The following is a 12372-nucleotide window of genomic DNA, read 5'->3' as shown; positions in this document are numbered from 1 at the left end:
GCGGCGCCGACCGCAGCCGCCGTGCCGGCCGACCAGGCCGCCCTGCTGGCCGCCTTCCGCGAGGGCCTGGGCCTGCCCAATGTGCCGGCGGGTGGCCTCACGCCCGACTTCATGCGCCTGGTCGGCCAGCTGCTGCACGAGTCCGCGCGCGGCACGGTGGACCTGCTCGTCGCCCGCGCTGCGCTCAAACGCGAGGTCAGGGCCGAGGCCACCATGATCGTCGCGCGCGAGAACAACCCGCTGAAGTTCTCGCCCACGGCCGAGGTGGCGCTGGGCCATCTGCTGGGCCCGGCGGTGCGCGGATTCATCGAGCCGCAGCGCGCCATGCGCGACGCTTTCGACGACCTGCGCGCCCACCAGCTGGCCTTCCTGGCCGGCATGCGCGCCGCGCTCGAAGGCTTGCTGCAGCGCTTCGACCCCACGGCACTGGAGTCGCGGCTGACGCAGAAGTCGGTGTTGTCCAGCCTGCTGCCGGCGGCGCGCAAGGCGCAGCTGTGGTCGGTCTTCCAGCAGGAATACCAGCAGATCGCCGGCGAGCTGTCGGACGACTTCCACCAGGTCTTCGGGCGCGAGTTCCTGCGCGCCTACGAAGCACAGCTGGACGCGCTGGATAAATCATGAGCCCCTCGTCCAACGAGTACGTCGGCCGGTCCCCCAAAGGGACGGCGATGCATGCGGCATCAAGCCGCATGCACATCGCCATGACGGGCCGGCTTGGCGAACTGGAGTCGGACACGAGCAGTCCCTGCGGACTGCTTGTGCCTACGACAGGCCCAGGGCCTCTGGCCATGGGCAGCCCGGCGCTCGGCCCGCAAATTCACGACGCCCTCCAACAAACACTGAAAGGGGCGATGTGCAGATCGAGCTGGCATTGATGTCCGAACAAGGCGGCCGCAGCTACAACGAGGACGCCTGCGGCCACTGGCATTCCGAGCGCTATCTCTGCTGCGTGCTGGCCGACGGCGCGGGCGGCCATGGCGGCGGCGACATCGCCTCCAAGCTGGCCGTCAGCCATGTGCTGCAGGGCTATGCCAGCCTGCCGGCCCACCACCCGCAGGCGCTCGAAACCCTGCTGCGCGACTGCAACCGCGAGCTGCTGGCCCAGCGCGCGGCCAATCCCAAACTGCGCAACATGCATTCCACCGTCGTGGTGCTGTCCATCGACCTGCAGGACCGCAACGCGCTATGGGGCCACTGCGGCGACTCGCGCTTCTACGCCTTCCGCGACGGCCACCTGGCCGCGCGCACGCGTGACCACAGCCTGGTGCAGTCGCTCATCGACGGCGGCATGCTCGACGAAGCCGGCGCCCGCGTGCATCCCAAGCGCAGCGAGCTGTACTCGGCGCTGGGCACCGAGGGTGGCGACCTGCACATCAGCGTGTCGCAAACGCCCTTCCCGCTGTGCGGCGGTGAGGTGCTGATGCTGTGCACCGATGGCGTGTGGGAATGGGTGCCCGACTACGAAATCGCCGCCACCCTGGCCTTTGCGACCGAGCCGCAGGCCTGGCTGGACGACCTCGGGCAACGCGTGCGCCTGGCCGCCGCCGCCAAGCCCAACCACGACAACTACACCGCCCTGGCCCTTTGGCTAGGGTCGGATTGAGGAGAAGACCATGCCTCAACATGTCTGCACCGGTGCCATGATGACCTGCCCCTTCGGCGTGGCACCCAGCACGCTCAACGTGCTGCCCAAGAACAAGATGATGACGAGCAACATGGCGGCGGCCAACATCATGGACAACGTGCCCAACGTCAACATCCCGCCCTTCGGCATGTGCAGCAGCATGGCCAACCCGGCAGTCGCGTCGGCCACGGCCAGCGCCACCGCGGCGGCCCTGGGCGTGTTCACGCTGACGCCCATGCCCTGCGTCCCGGTGTTCCCGGCGCCCTGGGCGCCTGGCGCGCCCACGGTGATGCTGGCCAATCTGCCGGTGCTCAACAACACCTCGACGCTGAGCTGCGCCTACGGCGGCGTCATCACCTTCAGCATGCCGGGGCAGATGACCGAGATGGTTCCCTAGGCACAGGCCCGGCGCACGGCGCGCAAAGAACACAGCCCGCCTGTGGGCTGCCCCTGCCGGTGCAGCCCGCGACGATCACTTTCTTCCGATTTCCACGCGGCGGTTCTCGTCGGCCTTGGGGTTGGCGGGGTTCTTCAGGTCCTTGGCGCCGACGCCCTCGATGACCAGCAGGGCCGGGTCGGCGCCCTTGGCCACCAGGTAATTGCGCACCGACTCCGCCCGCTTGATGGACAGGGCCTGGTTGGCGGCCGGCGTGCCCGAGGCGTCGGCATGGCCGATGACGCGCACCTTGCGGTCGCTGTTCTTCTTGGTCTTGAGCACGTCGGCGAAGACGTCGAGCTGCTTCTTCAGCAGCGGCGGCAGTTCCGCCGAGCCCACCTTGAAGGACGTGGCCGGCAGCGAGTATTTGATGGCGGGCTTGAAGCCCATGCACTTGAAGCCCGCGGCTTCGAGCTCCTTGCACTTGTCGTCAGGGAACAGTCCTTCGGCGATGGACTCGGCGGTGGGCACGCTCTTGCCCAGGTCGACGGCCTCGGCGGCCGAGGCGGCCGTGGCTGGCGCCGCGGGCACCTGCGCCGCGACCCAGGAACTCAGGGTCAGGCCGCACAAGGAAACAAGCAGCAGGGGACGGAACTTCTTCATGGCGGGCACTCGCTCGACAGGGTGAAACGCTGATTGAGTGACCGCCACTGCCGAATGGTTCCCGGTTTCGGCGGCACGCGGGCGGGACAGAAGGGAACCAAGCCGGCGCTGCAGTCACTCACCGCCTGATCGCAGGCCGCCGCGGCTGCCCATTCCTGTCCGTTCCCATGCTCCCTTGAGGCAATCCCATCCATGACCTGGCGTGACCGAGTGATCTGGACCGAGGGCATGTTCCTCCAGCCGCAGCACTTCCAGCAGCATGACCGCCACTGGGAGCACCAGTGGCGCCAGCGCCTGCAGCAGGCCGTCGGCCATGCCTGGGGCTTTGCGGCGTTGAGCCTGGACGAGGCCTCGCTGACGCTCGGCAAGGTGGGCCTGGCGTCGGCCCAGGGCCTGCTGCCCGACGGCACCGCCTTCTCGGCCCCCGGCGGCGACGCTGCGCCGGCCGCGCTGGACATCCCGGCCGATGCCCGCAACGAGATCATCGTGCTGGCCGTCACGCTGCAGCGCCCGGGCGTCGTCGAGACCGATGCGGAGGGCGCCGCCGGCTCCATGGGCCCGCGCTTCACGGCCAGCGAGGTCAATGTCGGCGACAGCAACTCCCAGCTCGACCGTGACGCCGCCCTGCAGGTCGGCCGCCTCAACCTGCGCCTGATGCTGCAGCGCGATGCCGGCGAAGGCTATGCCACGCTGGGCGTGGCCCGCGTGGTGGAGCGCCGCGCCGACAACCGCGTCGTGCTCGACCCCGCCTTCGTGCCGCCATTGCTGCACGCGCCGGCCCATCCGGTGCTGGACGGCTATCTGCGCGAGCTCTGCGGCCTGCTCAACCAGCGTGGCGATGCGCTGGCCGCGCGCCTGGCTGCACCCGGCCGGGGCGGTGTCGGCGAGATCGCCGACTTCCTGCTGCTCGAAGCCGTCAACCGCAACCAGGCCCTGTTCAACCACCTGCGCGCGGTCTCGCTGCTGCACCCCGAGCGGCTCTACACCGACTGCCTGACGCTGGCCGGCGACCTCGCCACCTTCCGCGATACCCGCCGGCCGGCCGCGTACGCCGACTATGTGCACGACGACCTTGCCGCCACCTTCCGGCCCGTCATCGACGACCTGCGCCAGTCGCTGAGCATGGTGATGGAGCAGACCGCCATCCCCATCGAGCTGCAGGACCGCGCCTATGGCGTGCGCGTGGCGCTGATTCCCGACGTGCAGCTGCAGCGCAGCGCCACCTTCGTGCTGGCCGTGTCGGCCCAGCTGCCCGGGGACGCGCTGCGGGCGCGCTTTCCCACCCAGGTCAAGATCGGCCCGGTCGAGCGCATCCGCGACCTCGTCAACCTGCAGCTGCCCGGCGTCACGTTGCGCCCGCTGCCGGTGGCGCCGCGCCAGATCCCCTACCACGCGGGCCACAACTACTTCGAGCTGGAGACGCGCGGCAACGAGCTGTGGAAGCAGCTCGAAAGCTCGGGCGGCCTGGCCATGCACATCGCCGGGGAGTTCCCGGGGTTGGAGCTGGAGTTCTGGGCGATTCGCAGCTGACGCCTCCAGCCATGAACACAAAAGGCAACCACAGAGGCACAGAGGCACAGAGGAGGCCAGGCAAACCGCTCCTCTTGCCTCGGTGCCTCCGTGCCTCTGTGGTTGCATTTCTTCTACGCATCCGTCGCAGCCTCTGCTGATCGGCCCGCCCCATGAGCGACCCCAACAACGACGATCCCTTTGCCGCCTTTGGGCAGGACCGCACGGTCATCAAGCCCAGTGCCGGCAGGCCCGTGGCCGGCATGCCGCAGCCCGCGCGCCCGACCGCACCCGCAGCGCCGGCGATGCCGGCCAGCCGCGAGGCACCGCTGGCCCTTGATGCCCTGACCGCCGCCAGCCTCAACCCGCTGGTGGCCGCCGCTATGCCGCTGCTGTCCGCCGCGCCGCGCGTGCGCCACAGCGCCCAGCACCCCAACCCCGCCGGGCTGAAGGAGGCGCTGGCCGAAGGCATCCGCGCCTTCGAGGCCAAGGCGCGCGCCGAGGGCCTGCCCAACGAGCAGGTCATCGCCGGCCGCTACATCCTGTGTACGCTGCTCGACGAATCCGCCGCCAGCACGCCCTGGGGCGGCTCGGGGGCCTGGGCCGCGCAGAGCCTGCTGGTGCAGTTCCACAACGAGTCCTGGGGCGGCGAGAAGGTCTTTGCGCTGATGGCCAAGCTGGCCGAGAACGTGCCGGCCAACCGCAACCTGCTGGAGCTGCTCTACGTCTGCCTGGCCTTCGGCTTCGAGGGCCGTTACCGCGTCATCGACAACGGCCGCGCCCAGCTCGACGGCGTGCGTGCGCGGCTGGCCCAGATGCTGCGCCAGGGCCAGACGCCCGACCCCGCGCTGTCGCCGCGCTGGCAGGGGGCCGAACCGGCCGAGGCCGGCCTGCGACAGCGCCTGCCGCTGTGGGCCATCACGGCCGCCACGGCCCTGGTGCTGCTGCTGGTCTATGTCGGACTGCGCTTCGGCATCAACAGCGCGTCCGACAACGTGTTCACCGCACTGCGCAGCTTCGACGTAAAGACTGCGGCTGTGGCCGCACCCACGCCGCCACCCGCTGCGCCGCGCCTGGCCGGGCTGCTGGACCTGGACGTCAAGGCCGGCCTGGTGCAGGTCAATGACCTGGCCGACCGCTCCATCGTCATCATCAAGGGCGACGGCCTGTTCGGCCCCGGCAGCGCCGAGGTGTCGAGCGAGCTGCGCCCGCTGGTGCTGCGTATCGGCGAGGCGCTGCAGCGCCTGAAGGGGCCCGTGCAGATCACCGGCCATACCGACAACCAGCCCATCCGCTCGCTGCGCTTCCCGTCCAACTGGCATCTGTCGCAGGCGCGCGCGGAGGCCTTCCGCAACCTGCTCGCCGAGCGCGTCGAGGTCGGCCGCCTGCGCGCCGAAGGCCGTGCCGACGCCGAGGCCGTGGCTGACAACGCAACGCCCGCCGGCCGCGCGAGGAATCGCCGCGTTGAAGTCACGCTGATGGCCCAGGACCGCTGACATGACATTCGAAGGTTGCATTTCCGCTGCCTGCGGAACCATGGACATTTGAGATGAAACGATTCCTGTCCTTCCTGTTCCACCCCGTCACGCTCGGCGTGTTCGGCCTGCTCGTCGTCTCAGCCCTGGTCTGGTGGGCGGGCCCGCTGATCGCCCTCGGCGACAACCGCCCCCTGGACTCCCGCCTGGCCCGCGGCATCGCGCTGGCGGTCGTCTGGCTGCTCGGCGGCCTGCGCCTGGTGTGGACGCAGATGCGCCGGCGCCGCATCAACGCCGCCCTCGTCAAGGGCATGGGCGGCGGGCCCTCGGCCTCGGCCAAGGAAGAGGCGGTGTTGCAGGAGCGCTTCGGTCAGGCCATCGCGCTGCTGAAGAAGGCGCCGGGCGCCAAGAAGGGCCTGTTCGGCGGCGGCACCTCGCTCTACGAGCTGCCCTGGTACATCTTTGTCGGCGCGCCGGGCTCGGGCAAGACGACGGCGCTGCTCAACGCCGGCCTGAACTTCCCGCTGGCCGACAAGCTCGGCCAGGCCAGCGTGCGCGGCGTGGGCGGCACGCGCAACTGCGAATGGTGGTTCAGCGACGAGGCCGTGCTGATCGACACCGCCGGCCGCTACGCCACGCAGGACTCCGACAAGGACACCGACGCCGCCGCCTGGGACACCTTCCTCGGCCTGTTGCGCAAGGCGCGCCCGCGCCGCCCGATCAACGGCGTGCTGCTGACCATCAGCGTGCAGGACTTGCTCGCCCTGCCGCCCGATCAGCGCAAGGAGCAGGCCTCGCGCATGCGCGGCCGCATGCAGGAGCTGCAGCAGCGCCTGGGCGTGAAGGTGCCGGTCTATGTGATGGTCACCAAGTGCGACCTGCTGGCCGGCTTCAACGAGACCTTCGGCGCCATGGGCAAGGAGGAGCGCGACCAGGTCTTGGGCTTCACCTTCCCGCTGGCGGCCCAGCCGGGCGAGGAGCTGATGGCCAACTTCGGCGGCGAATTCGCGTCGCTGGAAAAGCGCCTGCGCGAGCGCCTCATCGAGCGCATGGAGACCGAGAGCGACACGCTCAAGCGCGCCGTCATCTTCGCCTTCCCGCAGCAGTTCGGCGGGCTCAAGGGCCTGCTCGGCGGCTACCTGGAAACGGTGTTCGGTGGCGGCGGCGCGCTCGACGAAGCCCCGCGGCTGCGCGGTGTCTATTTCACCAGCGGCACCCAGGAAGGCACGCCCATTGACCGCGTGCTCGGCGCGCTGGCACGCAGCTTCGGTGTCGAGCGCCGGCTGACGCCACCGGCCGCGGCCAAGGGCAAGAGCTTTTTCCTGAACCACCTGCTGCGCAAGGTCATCTTTGTCGAGCAAGGCCTGGTGGGGCAGAACGCCCAGGTCGAGCGGCGCAGTGCGCGGCTGCGCCTGGCGGGCCTGGCCACGCTGGGCATCGTCACGCTGACGCTGGCGGTCGGCTGGGGCTTCAGCTACTTCGGCAACCAGCGCTACATCGCCGACATCGAGGCCAAGCTGCCGGCGCTCAAGGACACCGTCGCCAACCTGCCGCCCACCAGCGGCAGCGACCCCTCCGCCCTGCCCGAGGCACTGGCCGCCCTGCGCGACGCGGCCCAGCCCCCGGGCTTTGCGCTCAACGACCCGCCGCTGCGGCTGGGCTTCGGCCTGTTCCAGGGCGACAAGCTCGACGCCGGCGCCCAGGTCTCCTACCACCGCCTGCTGCAACGCGGTCTGGCGCCACGCGTCGCGGCTCGGCTGGAGGAGCGGCTGCGCACCGCCAACCGCGACAACCTGGAGTTCGCCTACGAGTCGCTCAAGGCCTATCTGATGCTCTACACGCCGGAGCATCTGGACGCGCCCGGTCTGCAGGCCTGGGTCGGGCTGGACTGGGACGCCAACCTCGAAGGCAGCCTCGGTGCCGAGAAGGTCGCGCTGCTGAAGAACCACCTCGACGCGCTGCTGTCGCGCGGCGCTTTCGAAGTGGCCCAGCCGATGGACAAGACGCTGGTGGCCAGCGTGCGCGAGATGCTGGGCGCCTACCCGCTGGAATACCGCATCTTCAGCCGCCTGCGCCGCGCCCAGATCGACGGTGATCTGCCGCCCTTCACGGTGGCCGCCGCGGCCGGGCCGCAGAGCCCTAACGTCTTCATGCGTGCCAGCGGCGCGCCGCTGACCCAGGGCATCCCGGGCATGTTCACCCGGGACGGCTACAAGAAGGCCTTCCAGACCTCGGTGGACAAGACCGCCAGGCAGCTCGCCGAGGAAGAGGCCTGGGTGCTGGGCACCAACCCCGCCACGGCCAAGCGCCAGGCGGCCGACAAGACGCTGGTGGAGCGCGTGCGGCGCCTCTACCTGGAGGAATACGTCAAGGTCTGGGACGCCTACCTGGCCGACGTGCGCCTGGTCAAGCTGGGCGGCCTGGACCGCGGCATCGCCGTCTCGCGCCTGCTGTCGGCGGTGGACTCGCCGCTGGCCGCCTTCCTGCGCGCCGCCTCGCGCGAGACGACGCTGATCGAGCCGGCCGACCCCGGCAGCGCACTGGCCAAGGAGGCCAACAAGAAGCTGGACGACGCCGTCGCGGCCAAGGGCGGCGAGCTGGCGCGGCTGGCCGGCACGCAGGCCCGCGCGCCGACGGCGATCTCGTCGGGCGGCCCGCTGGAGAGGATCGTCGACGACCACTTCGCCTCGCTGCGCCGCCTGGTCACCGGCACGCCGCCGCCGCTGGACGAGGTGATGAAGATGTTCAACGACGTCTATGTGCAGCTCAGCGCCGTGCAGGAGGCACTCAAGAGCAAGTCGCCGCCGCCCGCCGGGGGCGGCGGCGCCAAGCTCAAGGCCGCCGCCGGCCAGCAGCCCGAGCCGCTGCGCGGCGCGCTGGAGACGCTGGCCGACGCGGCCGACAACCAGAGCCGGCTGGTGGAGCGCCAAAGCCTCACCGGCGAGCTACAGCCCGTCAGCGAGTTCTGCAGCCGCGCCATCGCCGGCCGCTATCCGGTCGCGCAGGGTGCCAAGGTCGATGTGCTGCCCGAGGACTTCGGCCAGTTCTTTGCGCCCGGCGGGCTGATGGACGACTTCTTCACCCGCAAGCTAAGCCCTCTGGTCGACGTGGGCAGCAACCCCTGGAGCTTCCGGCCCACCGGCGACGGCAGCCGGCCGGTGTCGCCGGCGGCCCTGGCCGACTTCCAGCGTGCGGCCCGCGTGCGCGAGGTCTTCTTCCGCGGCGGCGGCAAGGCGCCGGCCTTCCGAGTGGATGTGCGTGCGCTGGAGCTGGGCGAGGGGCTCAAGGAACTGTCCCTGGACATCGACGGCCAGGTAGCCAAGTTCACCGCCGGCAGCAACCAGGTCGTCAGCCTGCAGTGGCCGGGCCAGCGCCTGTCCTCGCAGATCAAACTGACGAGCCAGCCGGGCGGCACGCCCATCGTCTTCGACGGCCCCTGGGCGCTGTTCCGGCTGTTCGACCGCTTCGAGGTGCAGGGCGCGCCGCAGCAGCCCGAGCGCTTCATCGTCGTCATCAACCTGGACGGCCACCGCGCCCGGCTGGAGGTCACGGCCAGCAGCGTGTTCAACCCGTTCCGGCTGCGCGAGCTGCAGCAGTTCCGCTGCCCGGGGGCGCTGTGAGCGGCGTTCCAGGTTGGTACGGCAAGCTGCCGGCGCTGGGCGACTTCGCATCCCGCCGGCTGGCGCCCGAGTGGATCGCCCAGTGGGACACCTGGCTGGCCGCCGGCCTGCACGCCCTGCGCGACCGCGCGCCCGACAGCTGGCTGGGCGACTACCTGGCCAGCCCGGCCTGGCGCTTTGCGCTGCTGCCGGGCTGCATGCCCGATGGGTCGGGCGAGGGCCTGCGCGTGGGCGTGATGATCCCGTCGGTGGACCGGGTGGGCCGCTATTTCCCGCTGGTGGTCGTCAGCGCGCCCCTGCCGCGCCCGGCCGGCAGCGCTGAGGTGGCTGCGCTGTGGCAATGGGCCGGCCAGGTCGAGGAGATCGCCGTCAATGCCCTGCACGAGGACTGGAGCGCCGAGGCGCTCGACGCCGCCCTGGCCGATGCGCCGCCGCCGCCAGCGCAGCCGGCCGACCCCACGCTGCCACCCGGGCTGACCGCCCTGCTCAGCCAGGCGGCCTGGGACGGCCTGCAGGGCTGCTCGCTGTGGCTGCAGGCCGGCGGCAGTGGCCCGACCGTGCAGCCCGCCCTTCCCACCGGCGCCGCCTTCGCGACCCTCTTCAAGCCCTGAGACGCCATGACCGACTGGACCCCAAACTACGGCCACCTCGACACCACCGCCCCGAGCTGGGCGCCCAAGCGCCCCGTGCGCATCGCACTGCTGGGTGACTTCGGCGCCGGCGCCGCCGCGGGCCGCCTGGACAGCGGCGACGCGCTGGCGCGCCGCAAGCCGCGCTCGGTGGAGTTCGATTCGCTGGAGGATGGGCTCGGCCAGCAGGGCATCACGCTGAGCCTGCCGGTCGGCGCCCACGGCGCGGCCGTGGAAGTACCGCTGGCCGACCTGGAGTCCTTCCACCCCGACACGCTGTTCCGCGAGCTGGAGCTGTTCAAGAAGCTGCATGACCTGCGCAAACGCCTCAACAACACGACCACGTTCGACAAGGCCGCCGCCGAGGTCGCCAAGCTGTCGGGCACCAAGAGAAGGGCCTCGCGCACGGGCCGCGGCGTGCGCGCCCGGGGCGCCGCGCCGGCGGCCGGTGCCAGGCTGGACGACTTCGCGCGGCTGACCGGCCGCAGCAGCGTGCCCGCTGCAATGGGCAATGGGGGCGGCGGCATCGACGCCCTGCTGCGCGATGTCATCGGCCCCTTCGTCGTGCCCGCCGCCAAGCCCGAGAAGGCGGCGCTGCTGGCCACGCTGGACGCGGGCATCGCCGACGGCATGCGGGCCGTGCTGCACCAGCCCGACTTCCAGGCGGCCGAATCGCTGTGGCGCGGCGTGGACTTCCTGCTGCGCCGCCTGGAGACCGGGCCGATGCTGCAGGTCCACCTCATCGACATCAGCGCCGAGGAGTTCGCCGCCGACCTCAGCACTGCCGACGACCTGGCCGACACCGGCCTGCACCGCCTGCTGGTCAACAAGCCGGCCGAAGCCAAGGACGGCGGCTACACCTTCATCGCCGGCCTCTACCAGTTCGAGGCCACGCCGCCCCACACCGAGCTGCTCGGCCGCATGGCCAGGATCGCCGACGCCGCCGGCGCGAGCTTTTTCACCGCCATGGCCGTGGACGGCCTCGCCAACCCCAAGAAGCCGCCGCACCCGCTGGTGGCCGAAGCCTTCCAGGCCTTGCAGGCCTTGCCCGAGGCGAAGCGCCTGGTGCTGCTGGGCCCGCGCTTCCTGCTGCGTCACCCCTACGGCAAGCGCAGCGACCCGATCACGTCGTTCGCCTTCGAGGAGTTCACGCTGACCGATGGCCTGGCCGGCATGCTCTGGGGCCACCCCGCCCTGCTGGCGCTGACGGCACTCGCGGGCCAGGGCGGCACGCCGACCGTGACGGACCTGCCCTTCCATCACTTCGTCGACGCCGACGGCGACAGCACCGCCCTGCCCTGTACCGAGCGCTTCATGTCGACGGCGGCCGTGTCAGAACTCGGCCGCTGGGGCGTGGCTGCACTCGTGGCGCACAAGGGCGAGCCGAGCGTGCGCCTGTCGGGCCTGGGCGGCATCGCCGCGGCCGGCGCGGCGTCCAAGGCGGGCGCGCGTGCAGGCATCGAGATGAACGTGAAGTCCAAACTCGCCGAGCCACCCCAACGCGGCGGCGCAGGCAAGGCCGCGCGAGACGGCGCCGACGAAGCATCGACATCTGACGACGACAGCGGCACCAGCAGTGACATCGACGACCTGCTGGCCGGCCTCGCCGGCTCCGGCAGCGATGACGGCGGCGGCAGCAGTGATGGCGACAGCGACCTGGACGCGCTGCTGGCCGGCCTGGGCGGCGACGACGCCGCGCCCGCCAGCGACGACGCGGCGGTGGCCGACGACGGCATGGACGCCGAACTTGCAGCCCTGCTGAAGTCGCTCGGCTAAGCCCCGCCCCACCAACCCTCACCTACCAGCTCCGACCCCACAAGGACGACACACCATGAAATCCGGATTCAAGCCCAAGCTCTGGACCAAGAAGGAATGGACCGACGCCGACCCGTCCAGCAAGACCCAGGGCTGCGGCGTCGAGGCCGCGCTGGACGAGTGGCAGAAGCACTGCAAGGGCAAGTTCGCGGCCATGACGCCGGAGGAAGCGGCCAAGGCCTCGATGACGGCCACCAAGCTGTCCGAGGCGATGACCAAGGCCAGCAAGAAATGCGACCCCAAGGCGCAGAAGGAAACCCTGATGGGCATCCTCGAATACAAGAAGCGCGCCGACGACTACGCCCAGTTCGCCAAGCTCGCCGCAGCTGCACTGATCGGCCGCGAGAAATACGCCGGCGGCATCAAGAACTTCGACACCGTCATGAAAGACGCCGCCGCCGAGACCGTGTTCGAACGCTACTGCAAGCAGCCCCAGGTCGCCATCTGGCCGAGCGTCGACACGCTCAGGCTGTTCGCGCAGAAGAAGTACGCCGACGCCGTGCGCCTCTACGGCGACGGCGGCGTGGGCGGGGGCGACTACAACATCCGCGGCGTGGACAACAAGATCCTGCACGACACCTTCATCGCCAAGGTCAGGCACGAGCAGAAAGACATCCTGGAGGCGATTTCCAAATGCGTGGCCAGCCAGAAGGAAATGCTC

General features: G+C 70.5%; 10 protein-coding genes. 9 read left to right on the top strand and 1 reads right to left on the bottom strand.

What is annotated here, in order from left to right; translation table 11 throughout:
* The 3 genes from tagH to ACT6S0_RS23000 all read left to right on the top strand — a co-directional run.
* The coding region (gene tagH / locus ACT6S0_RS23010) for a type VI secretion system-associated FHA domain protein TagH (RefSeq protein ID WP_444766090.1) at positions 1-621 on the top strand (621 nt) is incomplete at its 5' end.
* 232 nt (positions 622-853) lie between these two features.
* Positions 854-1603, top strand: coding sequence for a PP2C family protein-serine/threonine phosphatase (locus ACT6S0_RS23005; protein WP_444766089.1), 750 nt, complete (start codon positions 854-856; stop codon positions 1601-1603).
* Between the two features lie 10 nt (positions 1604-1613).
* Positions 1614-2021 carry a DUF4280 domain-containing protein gene (locus ACT6S0_RS23000; protein WP_444766088.1) on the top strand — a complete coding sequence of 136 codons (408 nt, stop codon included), beginning with the start codon at positions 1614-1616 and terminating at the stop codon, positions 2019-2021.
* A 75-nt stretch (positions 2022-2096) separates the two neighbouring features.
* On the opposite strand, the gene ACT6S0_RS22995 is transcribed toward ACT6S0_RS23000, so the two are convergent.
* Entirely contained in the window at positions 2097-2663 is a 567-nt protein-coding gene (locus ACT6S0_RS22995) for an OmpA family protein (protein WP_444766087.1), read from the bottom strand.
* 192 nt (positions 2664-2855) lie between these two features.
* Here ACT6S0_RS22995 and tssK point away from each other — a divergent pair, with 192 nt between their 5' ends.
* The 6 genes from tssK to ACT6S0_RS22965 all read left to right on the top strand — a co-directional run.
* Positions 2856-4193, top strand: coding sequence for a type VI secretion system baseplate subunit TssK (gene tssK, locus ACT6S0_RS22990; RefSeq protein WP_444766086.1), 1338 nt, complete (start codon positions 2856-2858; stop codon positions 4191-4193).
* 152 nt (positions 4194-4345) lie between these two features.
* A complete protein-coding gene (locus ACT6S0_RS22985) occupies positions 4346-5668 on the top strand; it encodes a DotU family type VI secretion system protein (protein WP_444766085.1) in 1323 nt (440 codons plus the stop codon).
* A 53-nt stretch (positions 5669-5721) separates the two neighbouring features.
* Positions 5722-9267 (top strand): type VI secretion system membrane subunit TssM, encoded by a 3546-nt coding sequence (tssM, locus tag ACT6S0_RS22980; RefSeq protein ID WP_444766084.1) that lies wholly within the window; start codon positions 5722-5724, stop codon positions 9265-9267.
* Positions 9264-9878 carry a type VI secretion system-associated protein TagF gene (gene tagF, locus ACT6S0_RS22975; RefSeq protein ID WP_444766083.1) on the top strand — a complete coding sequence of 205 codons (615 nt, stop codon included), beginning with the start codon at positions 9264-9266 and terminating at the stop codon, positions 9876-9878. Before tssM ends, tagF begins: the two co-directional genes overlap by 4 nt.
* 6 nt (positions 9879-9884) lie before the next feature.
* A complete protein-coding gene (locus tag ACT6S0_RS22970) occupies positions 9885-11672 on the top strand; it encodes a type VI secretion system contractile sheath domain-containing protein (protein ID WP_444766082.1) in 1788 nt (595 codons plus the stop codon).
* A 55-nt stretch (positions 11673-11727) separates the two neighbouring features.
* On the top strand, positions 11728-12372 hold a 645-nt coding region (locus tag ACT6S0_RS22965; protein ID WP_444766081.1), incomplete at its 3' end, for a hypothetical protein.

It is taken from the genome of Roseateles sp. (assembly GCF_052436255.1).
Classification (GTDB): domain Bacteria; phylum Pseudomonadota; class Gammaproteobacteria; order Burkholderiales; family Burkholderiaceae_C; genus Pelomonas.
This window is presented reverse-complemented; position numbering and strand designations above follow the sequence as displayed.